Source organism: Ideonella azotifigens, assembly GCF_021043325.1.
GTDB classification, from domain to species: Bacteria; Pseudomonadota; Gammaproteobacteria; order Burkholderiales; family Burkholderiaceae_C; genus Ideonella; species Ideonella azotifigens.
Genome location: NZ_JAJNKD010000002.1, coordinates 181,485 through 203,108, shown reverse-complemented (window position 1 = coordinate 203,108; position 21,624 = coordinate 181,485). Strand labels below are relative to the sequence as shown.

At 70.0% G+C, this 21,624-nt stretch carries 16 protein-coding genes; 4 read left to right on the top strand and 12 right to left on the bottom strand.

The window, feature by feature from the left end; genetic code table 11:
- The first annotated feature begins 155 nt into the window (after positions 1-155).
- Positions 156-1,826: an FMN-binding glutamate synthase family protein gene (locus LRH25_RS05540; RefSeq protein WP_141288145.1), complete on the top strand. Its 1,671-nt coding sequence runs from the start codon at positions 156-158 to the stop codon at positions 1,824-1,826.
- Here LRH25_RS05540 and LRH25_RS05535 read toward each other — a convergent pair.
- Complete coding sequence (locus LRH25_RS05535; RefSeq protein WP_141288144.1) at positions 1,823-2,437, bottom strand: glutathione S-transferase family protein; 615 nt, start codon at positions 2,435-2,437, stop codon at positions 1,823-1,825. The two genes, LRH25_RS05540 and LRH25_RS05535, sit on opposite strands and share 4 nt — an antisense overlap.
- A gap of 192 nt (positions 2,438-2,629) precedes the next feature.
- Between LRH25_RS05535 and purB the strand changes: the two genes are divergently transcribed.
- The 3 genes from purB to LRH25_RS05520 all read left to right on the top strand — a co-directional run bounded on the left by purB (position 2,630) and on the right by LRH25_RS05520 (position 7,966).
- Entirely contained in the window at positions 2,630-3,979 is a 1,350-nt protein-coding gene (purB, locus tag LRH25_RS05530; protein ID WP_231010408.1) for an adenylosuccinate lyase, read from the top strand.
- 124 nt (positions 3,980-4,103) lie between these two features.
- Positions 4,104-4,940 (top strand): orotidine-5'-phosphate decarboxylase, encoded by an 837-nt coding sequence (gene pyrF / locus LRH25_RS05525; RefSeq protein ID WP_231010406.1) that lies wholly within the window; start codon positions 4,104-4,106, stop codon positions 4,938-4,940.
- Between the two features lie 89 nt (positions 4,941-5,029).
- A complete protein-coding gene (locus LRH25_RS05520; RefSeq protein ID WP_231010404.1) occupies positions 5,030-7,966 on the top strand; it encodes an ATP-binding protein in 2,937 nt (978 codons plus the stop codon).
- A gap of 38 nt (positions 7,967-8,004) precedes the next feature.
- On the opposite strand, the gene LRH25_RS05515 is transcribed toward LRH25_RS05520, so the two are convergent.
- From LRH25_RS05515 to LRH25_RS05465, 11 genes are all read right to left on the bottom strand, one after another.
- On the bottom strand, positions 8,005-10,314 hold the full coding sequence (locus LRH25_RS05515) for a xanthine dehydrogenase family protein molybdopterin-binding subunit (RefSeq protein WP_231010390.1): 2,310 nt from the start codon (positions 10,312-10,314) through the stop codon (positions 8,005-8,007).
- Positions 10,311-10,838, bottom strand: coding sequence for a (2Fe-2S)-binding protein (locus LRH25_RS05510; protein ID WP_375142157.1), 528 nt, complete (start codon positions 10,836-10,838; stop codon positions 10,311-10,313). Before LRH25_RS05510 ends, LRH25_RS05515 begins: the two co-directional genes overlap by 4 nt.
- A 135-nt stretch (positions 10,839-10,973) precedes the next feature.
- Positions 10,974-11,753: a LytR/AlgR family response regulator transcription factor gene (locus LRH25_RS05505; protein ID WP_141291914.1), complete on the bottom strand. Its 780-nt coding sequence runs from the start codon at positions 11,751-11,753 to the stop codon at positions 10,974-10,976.
- Positions 11,754-11,765: 12 nt separating this feature from the next.
- Positions 11,766-12,839: a sensor histidine kinase gene (locus LRH25_RS05500; RefSeq protein WP_231010381.1), complete on the bottom strand. Its 1,074-nt coding sequence runs from the start codon at positions 12,837-12,839 to the stop codon at positions 11,766-11,768.
- 263 nt (positions 12,840-13,102) lie between these two features.
- Positions 13,103-14,335 carry a sensor histidine kinase gene (locus LRH25_RS05495; protein WP_231010373.1) on the bottom strand — a complete coding sequence of 411 codons (1,233 nt, stop codon included), beginning with the start codon at positions 14,333-14,335 and terminating at the stop codon, positions 13,103-13,105.
- 97 nt (positions 14,336-14,432) lie between these two features.
- Complete coding sequence (locus LRH25_RS05490) at positions 14,433-15,188, bottom strand: class II glutamine amidotransferase (RefSeq protein WP_141291840.1); 756 nt, start codon at positions 15,186-15,188, stop codon at positions 14,433-14,435.
- Positions 15,189-15,190: 2 nt separating this feature from the next.
- Complete coding sequence (locus tag LRH25_RS05485) at positions 15,191-16,447, bottom strand: NAD(P)/FAD-dependent oxidoreductase (protein ID WP_231010371.1); 1,257 nt, start codon at positions 16,445-16,447, stop codon at positions 15,191-15,193.
- 47 nt (positions 16,448-16,494) lie between these two features.
- Positions 16,495-17,781, bottom strand: coding sequence for a hypothetical protein (locus LRH25_RS05480; RefSeq protein WP_231010368.1), 1,287 nt, complete (start codon positions 17,779-17,781; stop codon positions 16,495-16,497).
- Positions 17,782-17,800: 19 nt separating this feature from the next.
- Entirely contained in the window at positions 17,801-19,489 is a 1,689-nt protein-coding gene (locus LRH25_RS05475) for an ABC transporter ATP-binding protein (RefSeq protein WP_141286474.1), read from the bottom strand.
- Positions 19,490-19,495: 6 nt separating this feature from the next.
- Entirely contained in the window at positions 19,496-20,536 is a 1,041-nt protein-coding gene (locus LRH25_RS05470; RefSeq protein WP_231010366.1) for an ABC transporter permease, read from the bottom strand.
- 8 nt (positions 20,537-20,544) lie between these two features.
- Complete coding sequence (locus LRH25_RS05465) at positions 20,545-21,483, bottom strand: ABC transporter permease (RefSeq protein ID WP_141286470.1); 939 nt, start codon at positions 21,481-21,483, stop codon at positions 20,545-20,547.
- Positions 21,484-21,624: the final 141 nt, after the last annotated feature.

Below are 21,624 nucleotides of genomic sequence, written 5' to 3'. Positions count from 1 at the left end.
ACTTACGGCCGACCGATTATCGGCATGCCGCCAGGTCGCCCGCCGTCAAGCCCCGAAGTGGCGGGCGCATGGTCCGCTCTTTGGCCTGACACGCGGGCCGCAAGCCCGCTAGCATGCCGCCAGCCCGAGCACGGCCCGGGCGAGGAGTGAGTTGCATGCCTGCCTGGTTGAATGCCCTGAACCGTCTGATTCCCTTGCGCTACCTCACGCTGGTGGCCTGCGCGCTGCTGGCGCTGGTCAGCTGCGTGGTGCTGGGCCTGGGCGGCCATCTTGGCGCCTGGGCCCTGGCACTGCTGGTCGGCCTGGCCGGGCTGCTGCTGGGCCTGCGCGACCTGCGCCAGACGCGCCACGCGATCCTGCGCAACTACCCGGTGATCGGCCACCTGCGTTTCCTGCTGGAGTTCATCCGGCCGGAGATGCGCCAGTACTTCATCGAGAGCGACAACGAGGCCGCGCCTTTTTCGCGCCAGCAGCGCTCGCTGGTCTACCAGCGCGCCAAGGGCGACCCAGACAACCGGCCGTTCGGCACCCAGCTGGACGTGCAGCGTGAGGGCTACGAGTGGATCAACCATTCGCTGCTGCCCACCGTGCTCGATTCGCACGACTTCCGCATCACCATCGGCGCCAGCTGCACGCAGCCCTATCAGGCCAGCGTGTTCAACATCTCGGCGATGAGCTTTGGCGCCTTGAGCGCCAACGCCATCCTGGCGCTCAACGGCGGCGCGCGGCGCGGCAACTTCATGCACGACACCGGCGAAGGCTCGATCAGCGTGCACCACCGGGTGCATGGTGGCGACCTGGTGTGGGAGATCGGCTCGGGCTACTTCGGCTGCCGTGACGAGGCCGGCCGCTTCAGCGAGGAGCGCTTCATTGCCAATGCCCGCGAGCCGCAGGTCAAGCTGATCGAGCTGAAGCTCTCGCAAGGCGCCAAGCCGGGCCACGGCGGCGTGCTGCCGGGCCCGAAGGTCACCGCGGAGATCGCCGCGGCGCGTGGCGTGCCAGAGGGTGTGGCCTGCATCTCGCCGTCCTCGCACAGCGCCTTTTCAACGCCGGTCGAGATGCTGCAGTTCATCGCAAAGCTGCGCGAGCTTTCAGGCGGCAAGCCGACCGGCTTCAAGCTTTGCATCGGCCATCCGTGGGAATGGTTTGCGCTGTGCAAGGCGATGCTGGAAACCGACCTGCTGCCGGACTTCATCGTGGTGGACGGCGCCGAAGGCGGCACCGGTGCGGCGCCGCTGGAGTTCACCGACCATGTCGGCGCGCCGATGCAGGAAGGCCTGCTGCTGGTGCACAACAGCCTGGTCGGCCTGGGCCTGCGCTCGCGCATCCGGATTGGCGCGGCCGGCCGCATCGTCAGCGCCTTCGACATTGCCCGTGCGATGGCGCTGGGTGCCGACTGGTGCAACTCCGGCCGCGGCTTCATGTTCGCGCTGGGCTGCATCCAGGCCCAGACCTGTCACACCGGCAACTGCCCGACGGGCGTGACCACGCAGGACCCGGTGCGCCAGCGCGCGCTGGTCGTGCCCGACAAGATCGAGCGCGTGACCCGCTTCCACCAGAACACGCTGCACGCGCTGAAGGAACTGGTGCAGGCAGCCGGCCTGCATCACCCGAACGCCATCTCGGCCCGCCACATCGTGCGCCGCACCGCCGGCGACCAGATCCGCCTGCTGTCCACCCACCTGCAGTTCCTCAAGCCGGGCGAACTGCTGGCCGCCGCGGCTGGCCAGCAGCCCTGGCCGCACAAGGTCTTCGAAATGTACTGGCCCATGGCCCGCGCCAACAGCTTCCAGGCTGCGGAGGCCGAGCTGGAGGCGGTGAGTTAGGCCTGGGGGACGGTGTCCAGGAAGCTCTGCCGGGCGGCCAGCTTGTCGTAGAGCTTCTGCAGGTTCGGGTACGGCGTGCGCCAGTCGATCTCGGGATATCGGAAGTCCAGGTAGCCGAGTGCGACGCCGACGGCGACGTCCGACAGCGTGAAGTGGATGCCTACGCAGAAGGGCTTGTCGCCCAGGCCCTGGCTCATCGCCGCCAGCGCGGATTGCACACGCGCCATGTAGCGGTCGATCCAGGCCTGCGAGCGCTGTTCTTCGGTGCGGCCGGCCCAGTGCTTTTCCAGCCTGGCGGTGATGCTGGCGTCCAGCAGGCCATCGGCCAGCGCTTCCCAGGTGCGCACTTCGACGCGCTCACGGCTGTTGGCCGGAATCAGCTTGCCGACCGGCGACAGCGTGTCGACGTATTCGACGATGACACGCGAGTCGAACACCGCCTCGCCGCCTTCCATCACCAGGCAGGGCACCTTGCCCAGCGGATTGGCCGCCAGGATGCCGTCGCTGCCCCAGACGTCCTCGAGCACGAACTGGCAATCCAGCTTTTTCTCGGCCAGCACGATGCGTACCTTGCGAACGTACGGGCTGGTGAGTGATCCGATCAGTTTCATGCTTGTTGTCGTCTTTGGGCTGTCCCTTGGCCGCGATTCTATCGAAGCGGCCCGTGGGCATGCCGAGGGGCCTCGCGGGTTGCCCCCGTAAAATGGGGCGCTCCGCACATGCGCCCCGCGTGTGCGCCTTGCCTGGCTTGCGCCCCCGCTCCTATGCAGAACTCCCCCTCGCTGTCATCCCATTCGGCCCTGATGGCCCTGTCCCCGCTGGATGGCCGCTATGCCGCCAAGGTCGCCCCGCTGCGCCCGCTGCTGTCGGAGTACGGACTGATGCACCGCAGGGTGCAGGTCGAGGTCGAGTGGTTCATCGCGCTGTCCGACGCCGGCCTGACCGGCTTTGCGCCGCTGTCCGAAGCCTCGCGCGGCCTTCTGCGCGGGCTGGTGACCCGCTTCTCGGAAGCCGATGCGCAGGCCATCAAGGACATCGAGAAGACCACCAACCATGACGTGAAGGCGGTCGAGTACTGGCTCAAGGCCCGTTTCGAGCAGAACGCCGAACTGACCGCGGCGTCGGAGTTCGTGCACTTCGCCTGCACCAGCGAGGACATCAACAACACCAGCCATGCGTTGATGCTGAAGGCCGCGCGCGCCGAGGTGCTGCTGCCGGGCCTGGAGCGCGTCATTGCCCAGCTGACCGAGATGGCGCACGGCTTTGCCGATGTGCCGATGCTCTCGCGCACCCATGGCCAGACGGCCAGCCCGACAACGGTGGGCAAGGAGTTCGCCAACGTCGTGGCCCGCCTGCAGCGCGCCCGCGAGCGAATTGCCGAAGTGCCGCTGCTGGCCAAGATGAACGGCGCGGTCGGCAACTACAACGCCCACTCGGTCGCCTACCCGGACAAGGACTGGGAAGCCTTCTCGCGCCAGGTCGTCGAAAGCGGCCTCGGGTTGACCTTCAACCCGTACACCATCCAGATCGAGCCGCACGACTACATGGCCGAGCTGTTCGATGCGGTGACGCGCTGCAACACCATCCTGATCGACTTCGCGCGCGACGTCTGGGGCTACATCTCGCTGGGCTACTTCAAGCAGAAGCTGAAGGACGGCGAGGTTGGCTCCTCGGCGATGCCGCACAAGGTCAACCCGATCGACTTCGAGAACGCCGAAGGCAACTTCGGCCTGGCCAACGCGCTGCTGGCGCACCTGAGCCAGAAGCTGCCGATCAGCCGCTGGCAGCGCGACCTGACCGACTCCACCGTGCTGCGCAACATGGGCGTGGCGCTGGGCTACGCGGTGCTGGCGCACGAGTCGCTGTCGCGCGGCCTGGGCAAGCTGGAGATCAACACCGACGCGCTGGCCGCCGACCTGGACGGCGCCTGGGAGGTGCTGGCCGAAGCCATCCAGACGGTGATGCGCGCCCATGCATTGCCGCAGCCCTACGAGCAGCTCAAGGCCTTCACCCGCGGCAAGCCGATGACGCGCGACATGATGCAGGGCTTCATTGCCAACCTGGCGTTGCCGCAGAGCGAAAAAGACCGCCTGCTGGCGATGACGCCGGGCAGCTACCTCGGCCTCGCTGCAGCGCTGGCAAAACGGGTCTGAACGGTAACGAAATGCAAGGGTGGCGGGGTGCATGCCCCGTGTCCCGCAAAAAGCACGTCAGGCCGGCAGCGGATTCACCTGTTCGGTCACCCTGCGGGCAGGGGGCGCTCATTAGAATCGCCCCATGCATTTCGCTTCCCAGTTGGCGCGCGCTTGCGCCCGCCACGAATCCCTGCTGTGCGTCGGTCTTGATCCGGACCCGGCCAAGTTCCCCGCCGGCCTGCGCGGCGACCCGTCCCGCATTTTCGACTTCTGCGCCCGCATCGTTGACGCGACCAAGGACCTGGTCTGCGCCTTCAAGCCGCAGATCGCCTACTTCGCCGCCCATCGCGCCGAGGATCAGCTGGAGCAGCTGATGGCCTACCTCCGGCGCAATGCGCCCGAGGTGCCGGTCATCCTGGACGCCAAGCGCGGCGACATCGGCAACACCGCCGAGCAGTACGCGCGCGAAGCCTTCGAGCGCTACCAGGCCGACGCGGTGACGCTGTCGCCCTACATGGGCTTCGACTCGATCGAGCCCTACCTGAAATACGACGGCAAGGGCCTGATCCTGCTCTGCCGCACCTCCAACCCCGGCGGCAGCGACCTGCAGTTCCAGCCGCTGGCCAATGGCGAGCGCCTGTTCGAGGAAGTGGCCCGGCTGGCGGCCGGCAAGTGGAACCGCGATGGCCGGCTGGGCCTGGTCGTTGGTGCCACCTTCCCGGCCGAGCTGGCCCGGGTGCGCGAGCTGGCGCCCACCTTGCCGCTGCTGATCCCCGGCGTGGGCGCCCAGGGGGGCGATGCTGCGGCCACGGTGCAAGCCGGCTGGCGGCCTGACGCACCGATCATCGTCAGTTCCTCGCGCGCCGTGCTGTACGCCGGCAGCGGCGAGGACTTTGCCCAGCAGGCCCGCACCGTGGCCCAGGCCACGCGTCTGGAGCTGCAGGCCGCGCAAAAAGCCTTGCCGGCCCGGTTGTCGTGAAGTGCCTGCCGGCTGCAGTCCCCGCCAGGTCGGCCCAGCCGACCGGCGCTGCGGCACGCTGACCGGCCCCCGCCGCGCAGGTTGTCGAAATGACCCGCCGCCCTGCCGGTCGCCCTGCGCGCCCCGCCCATCCGGCGCCGCCGGCCTCGCACCTGCGTGCCTTGCCGCGCTGGCGCGCGCTGGCTGGCGCCGGCAGCACAGGGCTGCTGGCGGCGCTGGCGGCCATGTCGTTGTGGCAGCTCTACCCTGGCGAATGGCCGGCGCCGCTGCGCTGGGGCCTGGGTGCGCTGCTGGGCGTGGCCGGCGGCGTGTGGCTCAGCCTGCGCCTGCATCGCAGCCGCGCAGCCGCCGCCTTGCCCGCAGAGCGGCCCGCCGTTGCGTCTGAAACCGCGCCGCTCTCGCCGCCGCGCGACGCACTCGCGGCCGGCTTGCTGGCGATGACCGCCGACGCGGTGCTGACGCTGGACGAGCACGGCCGCTTGCTCGGCCTGGTCGAACAGGATGGCCGCCAGCGGCTGGCGGCACTCGCCGCTTTGAGCGGCCAGCCGCTGTGGGCGCTGCCCGGTGCCCGGCTGCCGCCGCCTGACCTGCCGGCGCTGCAGCGCGCCATCAAGGAAGGCCGGCCCTGGCGCGACCTGGACTGGCACTGGCAGTCGCCCGATGGCCAGGCCTGGCATTTCGCGCTCAGTGGGTTGCCGCGCCGCAGTGCCGGCGGACGCCTGCTGGGCTTTGGCGCGGTGCTGCGCGACCTGCGCGGCGAGCAGCGCTTCCAGGCCTTGTTCGCCGAGCTGCCACAAGCGCTGCTGCTGCACCGCGGCCCGCGCCTGCTGGACGCCAACCTGGCTGCGCTGCAACTGCTGGGCGCGGCCGACCGCCAGGCCCTGCTGGCGCGTGACCTGCTCGAAAGCTTTGCGCCGGGCGACAGCCGGGCCCGCGCCGCTCGCCAGTTCGAGGCCGCGCGGCGCCAGCCGGCGGGCGCCTCGCCGCTGGTCGGCAGCTTCCTGCTCGGCACGGCCCAGCCGATCCAGGTGCGCAGCCAGGTGCTGGGCGGCGGCAGCGGTGGCGAGGCACCTGCCACGCTGTCGCTGCTGCTGCCCGAACACACGCCGGCGCCTGCCGCCACCAGCGGCCGCGCGGATGCCCTGATGTCGCACCTGGTCGACATCAGCCCCGACGCGATCTCGCTGACCGAGCTTGGCAGCTCGCGCTATGTGATGGTCAACGCCAGCTTCGAGCGCCTGATGGGCTACCGCGCGAGCGACGTGATCGGCCGCACCGCGCTGGAGGTCGGCATCTGGACCCACCCGGCCCAGCGCGGTGAGCTGCTGGAGGTGCTGCGCCAGCGGGCCGCGGTGCAGGACATGCCGGTCACGCTCACCGCGCGCAACGGTCGCCGGCTGGACGTGCTGCTGTCGGCCGCACGCTTCCACGAGGACCAGGTCGACTACATGGTGGTCACGCTGCGCGACGTGACCCAGGCCGAGCAGACCCGGCTGGAGTACCAGGCGATCCTGGACAACGCGCTGATCGGCATCGCGTTCGTGCGTGACGAGCATTTCGTGATGGCCAACCCCCGCTTCGAGGCCATGCTGGGCTGGCCGCCCGGCGCGCTGGTGGGCCAGCATGCCGCGGTGATCTGGCCCACGCGAGCCGAGCACCTGGAGGCCCAGCGGCGTTTCGATCCGCGGCTGACGGCCGGTGAGTCGATCGAGCTGGAGCACCTGCTCAAGCGGCGCGACGGCAGCGTTTTCCTCTGCCGCCTGATGGCCAAGGCCATCAACCCGCACAAGCCCGGCCCGCGTGGCAACCTTTGGCTGGCCGAAGACGTGACCGAGCGCCGCCAGGTCGAGCAGCAGCTGGCCAAGGCGCGTGACGAGGCCCAGGCTGCCAACCGGGCCAAGAGCGACTTCCTGGCCAACCTCAGCCACGAGATCCGCACGCCGCTCAATGCGCTGCTCGGGCTGGCCCGGCTGGCGCGCCAGCCCGAGGTCGGCGAGCGCCGCCGGCAGGACTACATCGAGCAGATCAGCGAAAGCGCCGAGACCCTGTCGGCCATCATTTCCGACATCCTGGACCTGTCCAAGATCGAGGCCGGCAAGATGCACCTGGAGCACCTGCCGTTTTCGCTGCAGGCGCTGCTCGACAGCCTCTACCAGGCCTATGGCGCACTGGCCGACAACAAGGGCCTGGCGATGCGCCTGGCCTGTGATGCCGACGTGCCGGCCATCGTCATCGGCGACTCGGTGCGGCTGCGCCAGATCCTCAGCAACTACCTGACCAACGCGCTGAAGTTCACCCAGGCCGGCCGGATCGAACTGGCGGTGCGGCGCATCGGCGGCAACGCGCTGCGCTTTGAGGTGCGCGACACCGGCAGCGGCATCGCGCCAGACGCGCAGGCCCGGCTGTTCACGCCCTTCACCCAGGTCGACAACTCGGTCAACCGGCGCTTTGGCGGCACCGGCCTGGGCCTGTCCATCTGCCGCCAGCTGGCGCACCTGATGGAAGGCGAAGTCGGCATGCTCAGCGAGCCGGGCCGCGGCAGCGTGTTCTGGGCCGAGCTGCCGCTGCCCAGCGGCAGCAGCGAGGACCTGGAGGCCAGCACCGGCAGCGGCGGCATGGACCCGGTCAACGGCGCACGCGTGCTGATGGTCGAGGACAACCCGGTCAACATGATGATCTCGGTGGCCCTGCTGGAGCAGTGGGGCGCGCTGGTCACGCAGGCGCATGACGGCGCGCAGGCCATCGAGGCGGTGGAGCAGGCCTTTGCGCTGGGCCGGCCGTACGACGTGGTGCTGATGGACGTGCAGATGCCCGGCATCAGCGGCCACGAGGCGACCCAGGTGCTGCGCCGTCGCCACTCGCGCGAGCAGCTGCCCATCATCGCGCTGACCGCCGCGGCGCTGGTCTCCGAGCGCAACCAGGCGCTGGCCGAAGGCATGAACGACTTCCTGACCAAGCCGATCGACGCGCAGCGCCTGCGCGCTTCGCTGGTGCGCGCGCTGCGCGCGCTGCACGGCGAGACCTGAGGATTGGCACTCCCCGGGCCGGGCTGCGCCCGGCCTTTTCAGGCGGCCAGCGTCAGCGGCAAGCTGCGCAGCCGCTGACCCGTCAGCGCAAACAAGGCATTCGCCAGCGCTGGCGCGACTGGCGGCACGGCGGGCTCGCCAATGCCGGTCGGCGTGCGGGTGCTGGTGATGAGGTGGGTCTCGATCAGCGGGCATTCGCGCAGGCTCAGCAGTGGCTGGTCCGGGAAGTTCTTCTGCTGGACTTCGCCGCCCACGATGTCGATGCGGCCGTAGAGCGCGGCCGTCAGCCCGAAGACCACGCTGCTTTCGACCTGCTGGGCCACGATGTCCGGCTGCAGCACCAAGCCGCAGTCCACTGCGCAAACCACCCGCAGCACGCGCGGCTTGCTGTCGCTCAGCGTGACCTCCAGCACCTGGGCCACCACGGTGCCGAAGCTCTCGTGAAGCGCCAGCCCGCGGGCGATGCCGGCCGGCAGCGGCTGGCCCCAGCCGGCCTTCTCGGCGGCGCGCTGCAGCACGGCGGCATGGCGCGGCTGGTCGGCCAGCAGGCTCAAGCGAAAGGCCAGCGGGTCGGCCCCGGCGGCATGCGCCAGCTCGTCGATGAAAGCTTCGCTGAAAAACGCGTTGTGCGAATGGCCGACCGAGCGCCAGTTGCCGATCGGCACGTCGTGCTGCGTGGCCACATGCGCCATGCGCTGGTTCGGCACGGCATACGGCAGGTCGAACAGGCCTTCGGCCGTGGTCTTGTCCGGCATGTCCACCGGGCCGGCCAGCTGAGGTACGTTGCGCGCCATCCAGCGCGGCGTGATGGCGTCGCCGGCACTGTGAATGCTGAGCGCCTGCAGCTTGCCGTCGCCAGAGAGCACGCCGCGCAGCAGTGCAGCCCCTGCCGGGCGGTAGAAGTCGTGCGTGAAGTCCTCTTCGCGCGGCCACAGCAGCTGCACCGGCCGGCCGCCGGTTTCCATGGCCACGCGCACCGCCTGGCCCACGTGGTCGGTCTCCAGCCGGCGGCCAAACCCACCGCCGATCAGCGTCATGTGCAGCGTGACCTTGTCCAGCGGCACGCCGGCCACGCGGGCCGCGAGCTGGCGGGCCATTTCAGGCACCTGTGTCGGGGCCCAGATCTCAACGGCCTGGTCCGTGACCTGCACGGTGCAGTTCATCGGCTCCATCGTCGCGTGGGCCAGGTACGGTGCCTGGTACGCGGCTTCCAGCCGGCGGGCGCCGCCTTGTTCGCCGGCCCGCCAGCTGGCCGCCGCGTCCCCCAGGTTGTAGAAGCCAAAACCGTGGTTGGCGTCGGCGGCGTTGCGCGCCGTCTGCGCCAGGCTGGCGGCAATGGCGGCCGAGTCCAGCGCGCCGGCGGGCCGGCCCTGCCAGCTCGCGTCCATTGCCAGCGCCGCCTGCTTGGCATGCCAGCTGCTGTGTGCGACCACCGCGATGCCGGCGGTGCTGCCGGCCACCGGGCCCAGCCGCACCACGCGCTGCACGCCGGGCCGGCGCAGCAGCGCGTCCATGTCCACCGCACCCGGGGCGCCGCCCAGCGCAGGCGCATGGCGCATCACCGCGAACAGCATGTCTGGCCGCCGGGTGTCGATGCCGTAGCGCGCCGCGCCGGTGCTCTTGGCCGGCGTGTCGCTGCGCGGTTGCGGCTTGCCCAGCAGGCGCCATTGGGGGCTGGCTTTCAGCTTGACGCTGCCGGCGGGCACGGTGGCCGCCGCCTCGGCCAGCTCGCCGTAGCCGGCGCTGTTGCCGCTGGCAGCGTGTTGCACCATACCGTCCTGCACCTGGAACTCGTCCACCGGCAGGCGCCAGCGCAGCGAGGCCGCGCCCAGCAGCTGGGCCCGCGCGGTGGCCGCGGCCAGGCGCAGCGGTTCCCAGGCGTCCGCCACGGTGGACGAGCCGCCGGTGATCACGATGCCCAGCTCGCGCGCCACCTTGCGCACCATCCACTGCCCCAGCCGCGCGCCGGTGGTCTCATGGCCGGGTTCCAGCGAGCGCGGGTGCACCGGCAGGCTGGCGGCCAGCACGGCCACGTTGCCGTACAGCGTCTCGCCCGCAGCTGGCGCGGTCAGTCGCACGCGGGTGGGCGCCAGGTCCAGCTCCTCGGCCACCAGCAAGGCCAGCGTGCTGTGCACGCCCTGGCCCATCTCGGCATACGGCATGGCCAGCAGCACGTCACCATTGCGCGCCACCTTGATCCAGCCGTTCAGCCCGACCTCGCCAGCCACTGGCGGCAAGGTGTCGGCCCGGCCCAGCCGGCCGCGTGGCGGCAGCCCGCTCCAGCCCACGATCAAGGCCCCGGCGCCGGCCAGGCCGGACCACAGCAGCGTGCGGCGCTTGAGCGTCATGCGGCGCTCCGGTCCTGGTCCGCCAGGGCAGTCTTGACGAGCGCCTTGGCCCCGGGCTTGATGGCCGGCGCCAGCGCTGCGGCCGCGGCATGGATGGCCGCGCGCACCCGCGGGTAGGTGCCGCAGCGGCACAGGTTGGTGATGGCCGCGTCGATGTCGGCGTCGGTCGGCTGTGGTTTCTGGCGCAGCAGCGCCTCGGCCGCCATCAGCATGCCGCTCTGGCAGTAGCCGCACTGCGGCACCTGGTGGGTGACCCAGGCCTGCTGCAGCGGGTGCAAACCCGTGCCCGCCAGGCCCTCGATGGTCTTCACCGCCTTGCCCTGCACCGCACCGACCGGCGTCACACACGAGCGCACCGCCTGCCCGTCGACCTGCACCGTGCAGGCGCCGCAGGCGGCGACGCCACAGCCGTACTTGGTGCCAGTCAGCCCGAGTTCATCGCGCAACACCCACAGCAGCGGCATGTCCGGCGGTACGCGCTGGTCGTCGAGGGCATGGGCTTGGGTGTTGACGGTCAACTGCACGGGCGCGTCTCCTACGCTCCTGGAACTGGGAGCGCCGCGAGTTTGGCAGAAGCAGGGCCGCCATCGCCTGTCGCGAGGGTGTCCAGCGGTGACAAGGCCTCCCGGACTAACCCGAGGTGACGCGGCGTTTGAAGCTCACTGCCCCTTGAACAGGCCCTGGAAGTGGCGCGACACCGGCAGCTTCTCGCTGCGGCCGCGCAAGGAGAGCACCATCGTGCCCTCGTCCACCCGCAGCGCGCTGGCAATGTGCCGGTGGTTGACGATCACCGAGCGGTGCACCTGCCAGAACTGCTGCTCGTCCAGCTGCGCCAGCAGCTCCTTCAGCGGCGTGCGGATCAGCGCCTCGCCCGGGCCGGCCTCGTCCTGGTAGACGACCCGCGTGTAGCGCGCGTCCGACTCGAAGTACACCACCTGCTCGACCGGGATCAGCCGCACCTCCTTGCCGATGCTGGCCTGGATCATCGGGGCCGGCCGGCGCGCCGGCAGCAACTGCTGGCTGAGCTGCGCGAGCAGTGCCGTCATGTCCGGTGTGGCGGGCGCGGCTTGCGCGGGCTGCAAGCGCTGCTTGAGCCGCGCCACCGTCTGCGCCAGCCGGGCAGGGTCCACCGGCTTCATCACATAGTCCACCGCGCCAGCCTCGAAAGCCTGCAGCGCATGGTCGCCATAGGCGGTGACGAACACCACCTCGGCCCGGCCCTGGATGCGCTGCGCGACCTCGATGCCGCTCAGGCCCGGCATGCGGATGTCCAGGAAACACAGCTGCGGCTCGTGTTCGAGGAAGGCGTCCCAGGCGTCCACGCCGTTGACGGCCTCGGCCACCAGTTCGAGTTCCGGCCAGGCCTGCTGCAGCGCGGCTTTGAGTTGCGCGCGCGGGGCTTCTTCGTCGTCGGCGATCAGGGCGGTGATGGGATTCATCGGTGTGCAGGCTCAGGCAGAAAGTGGAAGACGCAGCAGCGCACGGCAGCCGCCCTCGGGTCGGTTGGCCAGGCTCAGCTCGGCCTTGGTGCCGAAGGCTTGTGCGAGGCGGGCGCGGCTGTTGACCAGGCCCACGTGGCCTTCGGCAGGGCCGGGCAGCAGCGGCAGGCCGGGACCGTCGTCGTCGATGGCGATGCAGAGCTGGCCGGCTTCGCGCCAGGCGCTGAGCTGCACGCTGCCGCCGGCCAGCTGCGGCGAGATGCCGTGTTCAACGGCGTTTTCGACCAGCGTCAGCAGCAGACCGGGCGGCAGCGGCGTGGCGCCCAGCGCGGGCTCGGCGCGGATCTCGAAGCGCAGCCGCTCGCCCAGCCGCGCCTGCATCACCTCCAGGTAGCGGCGCACGGCTTCCAGCTCCTGGTCCAGGCGCAGCAGCGGTCGGTCGAACAGCGGCAGCGTGGCGCGCAGGTAGCCGGTCAGCGAGTCCAGCAGCGGCGCGGCGCGCGGGTCGCCGCTGGCCACCCAGTGCTGCAGCGAGGCCAGCGTGTTGAACAGGAAGTGCGGCTGGATCTGCGCGCTGCCGAGCTGGCGGGCCATTTCCAGCGCGCGCTCGCGCTCGTCCAGCTCGGCCAGGCGCAGGGCGATGTGCTGGCTGCGGTGCATCGCGGTGAACCACAGGCCCACCATGCCCATGCCGAACAGCGCGCCCAGCACGCCGGGGCCGGCCGGCACCGTCGACAGATTCTGCGCGGTGTGCAGCACCTGCCCGAACGACCCGCCGTAGGTGAGCATCGGCACCAGCAGGAAGCCGCTCGCGGTGGCCATGGGCATCACGTAGTAAGCCCAGCGCCCGGCCCGGCAGCCGGGGTCGTGCCACAGCGCCCACAGGCCGGCCAGCAGCCCCAGCAGGTAGAAGCCCATCACGAACCAGATCGGCGCGGGCACCATCGCGTGGAAGGCGACCGCGTACATCGCCATCACGAAGATCACGTTGAACAGCACCGCGCCGACGATGGAGGGCGACGGGCCGTGCGGCACGGCGCGCGCCAGCTCGGCGGCCGTGAAGCGGCGCCTGGGCAGCATCATCATCATGCAGCGCCAGTCGAACCATGTCGTGCGGGGCGGGGTGGTCGTGGCGGCCGAGCCGGCTGATCCCTTCCCCGTCCTGACTGACCCCTCCGCCGTTCGGGCTGAGCTTGTCGAAGCCCCCGGCCCTTCGACAGGCTCAGGGTGAACGGATGCCGATGCACGTTGTCCGTCCGTGCCGAGTCCCCCACCGTTCGGGCTGAGCTTGTCGAAGCCAGCCAACCCTTCGACAAGCTCAGGGCGAACGGAACCGAGAGGAGTCGCGCTCATGACCGCGACTCCGGCAACCACAGCGCGGCGCGTGTGCTGCCATCGGGCTGGCGCTGCAGGGCCAGCGTGGCGCGCGGACCGGCCAGGCGCTGCAGCCGCTCGCGGCAGTTGCGCAGGCCCACGCCTTCGGATGGCAGCGGTTCTGGCAAGGGCTGGCCGGTGTTGTCGACCCACACGGCCCAGCCATCGGCCTGCCGCGCGCCACCGAGGCGGATCTCGCCGCCGGCCAGCGCCGGGCTCACGCCGTGCTCGATGGCGTTTTCCACCAGGGTCAGCAGCAGCCCCGGCGGCAGCGGCAGCGCGCCGGCTTCGGGTGGCAGCGACTGGGCGGTCTGCAGCCGCGCGCCGAGCCGGGCCTGCTGGATGGCCAGGTAGTGCGCCACGGTGGCGGCTTCCTCGGCCAGCGGGATGTGCGCGCGCGACAGCGTTTCGGTGCTGGCACGCAGGAAGCCGGTGAGGGCGCGCAGCAGGCCGGGCGCACGCGCGTCGCCACTGTCCACCCAGTGCTGCAGCGCGGCCAGCGTGTTGAAGATGAAGTGCGGCTGGATTTGCGCCTGCAGCAGCCGCAGCTGGGCCTCCGCGGCTTCGCGCGAGGCCTGGTCGCGCTCACGCTTGAGCTGCATGCGCTCGAGCTCCAGCTTCATCTGCACCTTGCGGGTGTTGGACAGCAGCCAGAGGAAGACCAGCGTGGTGAGCGCCACGATGAGCTGCAGTGGCGTGGCCGCCCACAGCAAGCCCGGCCATTCGCCCGGCGAGGGCCAGCCGGCCTCGCTGCCACGCAGTTTGCGCCAGGCCAGCACCAGGGTGCTGGCATAGGTGGCCAGCGACATCAGCAGCGCCAGGCGCAGCAGGCGCCGGCCCGAGCCCTGGGAGGCGAACAGGCCCGGCTGGCGCCACACGCGCAGGCACAGCATGAACAGCCCGGCGAAATACAGCGCGCTGACGGCCCAGGCGGCGGGCCAGCTCAGCCCGTTGGCATGCAGCCCGCCAGCGCCGCCGATGACACCGCCGGCCACGCCCGTGGCCATGCCCAGGCCAAAGCGGCCCACCATCAGGCGGTCCATGGTTTCGGCCATCTCGCGCTGCTCGGCGGGCCAGCCCTGGCGGTCCGGCGACATGCGAACCAGCAGCCAGCGCTGGAAGCCGTTCAGTGGCACCTCTGGGGTGGTGGCCGGCCCGGCAGGGCGGCCCGGGTCCTCAATGACCAAGGGAGTCGGCGGCATCGTCATGGCGCCAGCATCTCGCAGCCGCTGGCGCAGCGGCGCTGCGAGGCGGCGGACGGCCGGTGCGGGCGCACGAATGGCAGCAGCGGCGCATGAGCTGCGGTCAGCCCAGCGGCTGGCCGTCAACGAAAACCTTCAGCTCGCCGCAGGTGAAGGCGGTCCAGGCTTCGTGCTGGGTCAGCGGTTCGGTGGCGATCACGGCCACGCGGTCCTTGGGCGTGGTGTGGTGGGCAAAGTCCACGCTGAGGTCCTCGTCGCGCAGCGCGACTGCGCCGAACGGATGCTGGCGCACGACCCAGTGCAGGTGGGTGGACGCGTGGGCCCACAGCGCCTGGCCGTTGGACAGCAGCATGTTGAAGGTGCCGTGGCGGTGCAGCGTGGGCATCAGCTCGGCCAGCGTGCGCGTCAGCTCGGCTATGGCGGGCACGCCGGCATGCGCCTTGGCGAGCTCCTGCATCAGCCAGCAGAAGGCGCGCTCGCTGTCGGTGTCGCCCACCGGGCGGAACGCGGCGTGCAGGCGTGGGTGGAAGTCCACCAGGTTGCCGTTGTGCGCGAACACCCAGTAGCGGCCCCACAGCTCGCGCTGGAACGGGTGGGTGTTCTCCAGCGCCACGCGGCCCTGCGTGGCCTTGCGGATGTGGGCGATGACGTTGTCGCTGCGGATCGGGTAGGTCTTGACCAGTTGCGCCACCGGCGACTGCCGGGCGCTGTGGTGGTCCACGAAGAGGCGCACGCCGCGGTCCTCGAAGAAGCCGATGCCAAAGCCGTCCTTGTGCTCGTCGGCGCGCGTGGCCAGGCCGGTGAAGCTGAACATCACGTCGGTCGGCGTGTTGGCATTCATGCCGAGCAGCTGGCACATGCTCAAACGCCGATCATCGCGCGCGCCAGGCCACGCACGGTCACCAGGCTGCCTGGGTTGCTGGTCTCGTCGAGGATCTTGGCCATGCGACCGCGCAGGAAGGCGCTGTGGCGGCCGCGCCAGATCAGCAGGTCGGCCAGCCAGGGGTGGCTGTTGATCAGGTTGGCCTTCTCGTACAGCGCGAAGCGCGGCTGCAGCGCGCGCAGCCGCGCTTCGTAGGCGGCGCGCTGAACGCCTTCGTCTTCGGCCACCAGCAGCGCCTCGGCGGCCAGCATGCCGGTTTCCATGGCCTTGCCAATGCCTTCGCCGGTGAAGTGGTAGGTGGCACCAGCGGCCTCGCCGGTGACCAGCACGCCCGGCGCGCTCCACTTCGCGCCGCCCAGCGAGCAGCGCAGTGGCGCGCCCTTGAGTGCCCAGCCGCTGGCCTCGCGTTTCACGTCGCCCAGCACTTCGCCGTCTTGCATCAGCAAGCGAGCGGGTTCGTAGGCTTCGAGGAAGGCATTGAAGACCTGGCGCAGATTGGGGGCCGCTTCGGCGTCGGTCTGGAACAATCCCACGCCGATGTTGAACACGCTGTCCTTCATCGGGAAGATCCAGCCGTACCCCGGCCGCAGCTTCTGGTGCCAGACCAGCTCCAGCCCGCGGATGCGGTCCACCAGCGACTGGCAGCGCACATGGGCGCGCAGCGCAATCGCGCTGGGCGTGCGGCGCTCGCACAGGTCGGCCGCCAGCAGGCCTTGCGTGACGGCGCCGGTGGCCAGCACGACACGGCTGGCGCGCACTTCGCACAGCCTGCCGTCCGGGCCCTTCAGGCGGGCGCCGGTGGCGGGGCGATCCGGGCCGTCTGCGTGCAGCAGGGCCTCGAAGCGCCACGGTGCATGGAAGGCGGCGCCGGCGCGGCGCGCGGCTTCGAGCAGGATCATGTCCAGCTCGCGGCGGGCCAGCGTGGCCAGGTGACCGGGGATCTCGATGGACCCGCCACGCGGGCCCACGCAGCGCAGGAACGGCACCTTGTGTGCATAGGCCTGGATCTGGTCGGCCACGCCCAGGCGGGCGAAGGCGGCGTGGGCATCGGGGATCAGGCCGTCACCGCAGATTTTTTCGCGCGGGAAGCTTTGCGCGTCCACCAGGCAGACGGCCTTGCCGGCGCGCGCCAGCAGCTGGGCGCAGGCGCTGCCAGCCGGGCCCGCGCCGATCACCAGCACGTCGCAGGCTTCGGGCAAAGGGGATGCGGAAGGGATGGCGGCCAGCGGGTCCATGGGGCGGGGTGATCGGCGGAAGCGGTCATCGTAACGCCGTGCCTGGCTCACTCCGGACGGGCGAGCAATTTCAGCGTGCGGTCCAGCGCCCGGGCGACCGGGGCCAGCGCCTCGGGGCCGGTCGTGGCGGGCGTGTCGCCCGGGTTGTGGAAGAAGCGGTGGCCGGAGGCCAGGCCGAGGTAGCGGCCGTAGCCTGCCGCATGGATCTCGCGCAGTTCGCCGGGCGGCGCCGCGCTGCCCACCTGCACCCGGCGCAGCGGCAGCAGGCCTTCGCTGCCGGCATTCGCCGCGGGCGCCAGCGCAGCGCTGTAGAACAGCGTGCGGCGGGCGTCCACAGCGCGGTCTGTGACCCACTGCGCCCCCTCCTTGCGCCACTCGTAGCAGGCCAGCGACGCGCCCAGGTGCAGCCAGCTGACCGAGTCGGCCGGCGGCGGCTCGCGCTGCAGGAAGACTTCCATGCCGCCGTGGCCAATCTCGTGGCCAGCGGTGGCCACGAAGACGAAGTTCACACCCAGGTCGCTGGCCGCCACGCTGCGCGCCAGCGCCAGGAAGACCGCGATGCCGGAGCCACGTTCGCAGGCGCTGGTGAACCAGCCGGTGGTCGGCGTGGAGACGACGATGGTGCGCGCGGCATGGCGGTCCAGCCGGGCCACGACGTTGCGCCCGGCGACCTGTTGTTCGTAGCGGCCGTCGACGGCAATGTTCACCTTGTGGCCGGCTGCCTGCGCGGCCCGCAACAGGCCGGCGTCCGCCGTGCCCACGGTGAGCACTGGCACTGGCCACGGCGTGTCTGCCTGCGCGACGTTGTACGCATACGGCTGCTCGCCCGGGCTGGCAATGCTCAGCAGGATGGCCGCTGGGTGGCGCAGTGCAGCGGCGGCAATCGCGTCGCGCTGCGCCTTGCCGAGGTAGGCGGACTGGTCGTAGGGCAGCGTCAGCCAGACGATCTGGCCGCTGGCGTCGGCGCTGCCTTCAGGCGTAATGGGTGCGCTGAGGCGAAAGCTCGCCTGCTCGGCCGGTGGCCACCAGAACGGCCGCGCCTGCAGCTGCGCTTCGCCAACCGTCACGCTGGCGCTGTCCAGCTGGTACTGGCGGTCCATCGTGAACGGCTGGAAGCTGGTCTGCAGGCCGGCGTGTCTCAGCTCGGCGGCCAGCCAGTCACTGGTGGCCTGGTCGGCCGCAGAGCCGAAGCGGTGCTCGCCGAAGCTGGCGTAGTGCCGCAAGTCGGCATACAGCTGCGGGCCGGCAAGCGGATCGGGCGGCGGGGCCGGCGGCGTTGCGCAGCCGCTGACGAGCAGCGCCAGCGCAACGAGGAAACTGCCTGGCCAGCGCATCGCGCCTGCTCCGTCAGGCTCAGGCTGCCGCGCCTTGCCAGCCCTTGGGCACCGCGCTGATCAGCTTGCGGGTGTATTCCTGCTTGGGCGCATGCAGGATCTCCTCCACGCCGGCCTGCTCGACGACTTCGCCGTCCTTCATCACCAGCACCTCGTCGGAGATGAAGCGCACGACCGACAGGTCATGGCTGATGAAGATGTACGACAGGCCCAGCTCGTCCTGCAGGTCCTTCAGCAGGTTCAGCACCTGGGCCTGCACCGACACGTCCAGCGCGCTGACCGATTCGTCCAGCACCAGCACTTCGGGGTTCAGGCTCAGGCAGCGGGCAATCGCCACGCGCTGGCGCTGGCCGCCGGAGAATTCGTGCGGGTACTTGCCGAAGGCGCGGCCGTCCAAGCCCACCTTGACCAGCAGCTCGCGGGCGCGCTGCTCGCGATCACGGTCGTCCTTGCCAATGCCGTGGATGCGCATCGGCTCGATCAGCGCCTGGCCGATGGTGAAGCGCGGGTTCAATGAGGCATACGGGTTCTGGAACACGATCTGGATGCGGCGGCGCATCAGCTGGCGCTCAGCGGCCGAGAGCGCCAGCAGGTTCTTGCCGTCGAAGATCACCTCGCCGCTGGTTGGCTCGTGCAGGCGCAAGAGCGTCAGGCCCATGGTCGTCTTGCCGGAACCCGACTCGCCCACCACGCCCAGCGTGTGGCCCTTGCGCAGCTTGAAGTTGACGTTGCGCACGGCCTTGAACTCGCGCTTGCCGAACAGGCCTTCCTTCATGAAGAAGCTCTTGGCCAGCGACTTGACTTCCAGCACCACCGGCGCGGCCGGGTCCTTGGCCTTGCTGTCGGTGCGCGCAGCGCGGCCCTGGATGTAATCGTCGATCACCATCAGCCGCGGCGGGTTGTGATCCAGGCTGGGCCGGCAGGCCAGCAGCGCCTTGGTGTATGGGTCTTTCGGCGCGCTGAACAGCTCGGCCGTGGTGCCGGCTTCGCGCACCGTGCCCTGGCGCATCACGACCACGTGGTCGGCAATCTCGCCAACCAGCCCCAGGTCATGGCTGATGAACAGCACCGACATCTTGTGCCTGGCCTTCAGCGAAGCCAGCAGCTCGATGATCTGGCGCTGGATGGTCACGTCCAGCGCGGTGGTGGGTTCGTCGGCGATCAGCAGCTTGGGCTCGCAGGCCAGTGCCATCGCAATCATCACGCGCTGCTGCTGGCCACCCGAAAGCTCGTGCGGATAGGCCTTGAGCCGGCGCGCCGGCTCGGGGATCCCGACTTCCTGCAGCAACTGCTCGGCGCGCGCCAGCGCGGCCTTGGCCGAGAGGCTCAGGTGCACCTTCAGCGTCTCGACCAGTTGCTGGCCCACGGTGAAGACCGGGTTCAGCGAGGACATCGGGTCCTGGAACACGCAGGCGATTTCGGCGCCGCGCAAGGCGCGCAGCTCGGCCGGCGTGGCTTCCAGCAGGTTCTTGCCGCGCCACAGCACCTGGCCCGAACGCTCGGCGTTCTTGGGCAGCAGGTTCAGGATGGACATCGCGGTGACGCTCTTGCCCGAGCCGGACTCGCCGACCAGGGCCACGGTGCTGTTCTCCGGCACGTCGAAGCTCACGCTTTCGCCGCCGCGGCCCACGGCCTCGGCACGCACCATCTCACCGTTCACGCGCCCCATGCGGAACGCGACCTTCAGGTTCTGAATGCTCAACAACATGATGGCTTACTCCTGGCCGCGCAGCTTGGTGTCCAGCGCGTCGCGCCAGGCGTCGGCCATCAGCGAGAAGGCCGTGACGAAAACCGCCATGAAGACGGTGGCGGCAGCCAGTTGCCACCAGTAGCCGAGGATCAGCTCGGCCTGCGATTCGGCCAGCATCGTGCCCCAGGACACCTGGTCCACCGGCACGCCCAGGCCCAGGTAGGACAGGATCACCTCGCTCTTGATGAAGCCCACCACCATCAGCGACATGCGCACCAGCACCACGTGGCTCACGTTGGGCAGGATGTGGCGGAACATGCGCGAGAACGACGAGGCGCCGATGGCCTCGGCCGCCCGCACGTATTCGCGCTGGCGGTGCTTGATGAACTCGGCCCGCACCTGGCGGTACAGGCTGGTCCAGCCGGTCAGGCCCAGGATCAGCACCACGGTGCCGATGCCCCGGCCCAGCACGGCCGCGAAGGCGAAGATCAGCAGGATGTCGGGAATGGCGGTGAAGACGTTGTAGAGCCACTCCAGGAAGTCGTCGACCTTCTTGCCGAAGAAGCCGGCCGAGGCGCCCAGCAGCGTGCCGAGGATGGTCGCCACCAGCGCGGCCAGCACGCCGACGAAGACCGAGATCTCGGTGCCCTTCTGCGCCTTGGACAGCACGTCCCGGCCCAGCCGGTCAGCGCCCAGCGGCAGCGTCGTGGCCTTCACGGTTTCGGTCGTGTGGTACTGCTTGGCCTTCTCGGCCCACTCGGCGTAGCGCGGGGCCAGCGGGTCGATGTCGCTGAGGTCCACATTGGGCGTGAGCGGTGCGGCCACCGCGGCTGCGGCCTTCTCGGCCGCGCGTGCGCCGAGGAAGGTCGGCGGCGCGTTGGGCACGGCCACTTCCTGCTGGAAATTGCGCGCCACCACGCCGGTGGCCGACAGCAGGATCATCACCAGGAAGATGGCCACCACGCCCATGGACACCAGGCCCACGCGGTCGGTCTTGAAGCGCCGCCAGGCCGCGCGCCACACACCCTCGGACCGCTCGTTCACCTCGGCGGCCGTTGCATTCATCACTGCGCTCATTTCAGCACCACCCGCGGGTCCACAACCTTGTAGAGCAGGTCGGTGGCCAGGTTGATCAACATCGTCATCATCGCCAGGTAGACGGCCGAGGCCTGGATCACCGGGTAGTCGCTGCGGTTGACCGCCAGCAACACCTCGCGACCCATGCCGGGAATCGAGAAGAAGAATTCGATCAGGAACGAGCCCACGAAGATGCCCGGCAGCGCCAGGCCGACGTTGGTCAGGATCGGAATCATCGCGTTGCGCAGCACGTGCTTGAACAACACGCTGCGCTCGCTCAGGCCCTTGGCGCGTGCGGTGCGCACGTAGTCATGGCTGAGCTCGTCGAGGAAGAAGGTGCGGTAAAGGCGCGTCTGCGGTGAGATGCCCACCGCCACGGCCAGCAGCACCGGCAGCGGGCAGTAGACGATCAGGTTGGTCAGCGTCGAATCGCTCCAGCCCTGCACCGGGAACCAGCCGAGCTGGAAGCCGAACACGTACTGGCCGATGATCACGTAGACCAGGAAGGAGATCGACAGCGCGATGGTGGTGGCCACCATCAGCGTGCGGTCGGTCCAGGAGCCGCGCACATAGGCCACGCCCAGGGCCACCGGAATGGCCAGGATGGTGTCCAGCAGCACGATGGGGATCATGACGGTCAGCGTGGCCGGCATGCGGGTCGCGAACAGGTGGCTCACCGCCTCGTTGGTCGCCCAGCTCTTGCCCCAGTCGAAGGTGGCGATCTGCTTGATGAAGATCCACAGCTGGAACCAGGCGGGCTGGTCCAGGCCAAGCTGCTGGCGGATGGCGGCGATCTGGGCCTGGGTGGCGTTCTGCCCCGCCAGGATCACGGCAGGGTCACTGCCGAAGTACTTGAAGAGCACGAACACCAGCAGCACCACACCGATCAAGGTGGGGATCATCTGCCACAAGCGCCGTATCAGGTAAGCGAGCATGGGGGCAACAGCGGAAGTTGAGGCGCACCCAGCTTGTGGCGGGCTGCCAGTTGGCGAAAACGCGAGAGTGTAGGGCCACGCCCTTGTTGAGCTTTCCTCACGCAAACCCTGTGCCAGGCGCGGGAAGGCCTGGGTCGCGGA

What these genes read in the sequence shown, in the direction of transcription:
- LRH25_RS05540 (WP_141288145.1), top strand. Translation starts at nt 156, where the DNA reads ATGCCTGCCTGGTTGAATGCCCTGAACCGTCTGATTCCCTTGCGCTAC.
- LRH25_RS05535 (WP_141288144.1), bottom strand. Translation starts at nt 2,437, where the DNA reads ATGAAACTGATCGGATCACTCACCAGCCCGTACGTTCGCAAGGTACGC.
- purB (WP_231010408.1), top strand. Translation starts at nt 2,630, where the DNA reads ATGGCCCTGTCCCCGCTGGATGGCCGCTATGCCGCCAAGGTCGCCCCG.
- pyrF (WP_231010406.1), top strand. Translation starts at nt 4,104, where the DNA reads ATGCATTTCGCTTCCCAGTTGGCGCGCGCTTGCGCCCGCCACGAATCC.
- LRH25_RS05520 (WP_231010404.1), top strand. Translation starts at nt 5,030, where the DNA reads ATGACCCGCCGCCCTGCCGGTCGCCCTGCGCGCCCCGCCCATCCGGCG.
- LRH25_RS05515 (WP_231010390.1), bottom strand. Translation starts at nt 10,314, where the DNA reads ATGACGCTCAAGCGCCGCACGCTGCTGTGGTCCGGCCTGGCCGGCGCC.
- LRH25_RS05505 (WP_141291914.1), bottom strand. Translation starts at nt 11,753, where the DNA reads ATGAATCCCATCACCGCCCTGATCGCCGACGACGAAGAAGCCCCGCGC.
- LRH25_RS05500 (WP_231010381.1), bottom strand. Translation starts at nt 12,839, where the DNA reads ATGATGATGCTGCCCAGGCGCCGCTTCACGGCCGCCGAGCTGGCGCGC.
- LRH25_RS05495 (WP_231010373.1), bottom strand. Translation starts at nt 14,335, where the DNA reads ATGACGATGCCGCCGACTCCCTTGGTCATTGAGGACCCGGGCCGCCCT.
- LRH25_RS05490 (WP_141291840.1), bottom strand. Translation starts at nt 15,188, where the DNA reads ATGTGCCAGCTGCTCGGCATGAATGCCAACACGCCGACCGACGTGATG.
- LRH25_RS05485 (WP_231010371.1), bottom strand. Translation starts at nt 16,447, where the DNA reads ATGGACCCGCTGGCCGCCATCCCTTCCGCATCCCCTTTGCCCGAAGCC.
- LRH25_RS05480 (WP_231010368.1), bottom strand. Translation starts at nt 17,781, where the DNA reads ATGCGCTGGCCAGGCAGTTTCCTCGTTGCGCTGGCGCTGCTCGTCAGC.
- LRH25_RS05475 (WP_141286474.1), bottom strand. Translation starts at nt 19,489, where the DNA reads ATGTTGTTGAGCATTCAGAACCTGAAGGTCGCGTTCCGCATGGGGCGC.
- LRH25_RS05470 (WP_231010366.1), bottom strand. Translation starts at nt 20,536, where the DNA reads ATGAATGCAACGGCCGCCGAGGTGAACGAGCGGTCCGAGGGTGTGTGG.
- LRH25_RS05465 (WP_141286470.1), bottom strand. Translation starts at nt 21,483, where the DNA reads ATGCTCGCTTACCTGATACGGCGCTTGTGGCAGATGATCCCCACCTTG.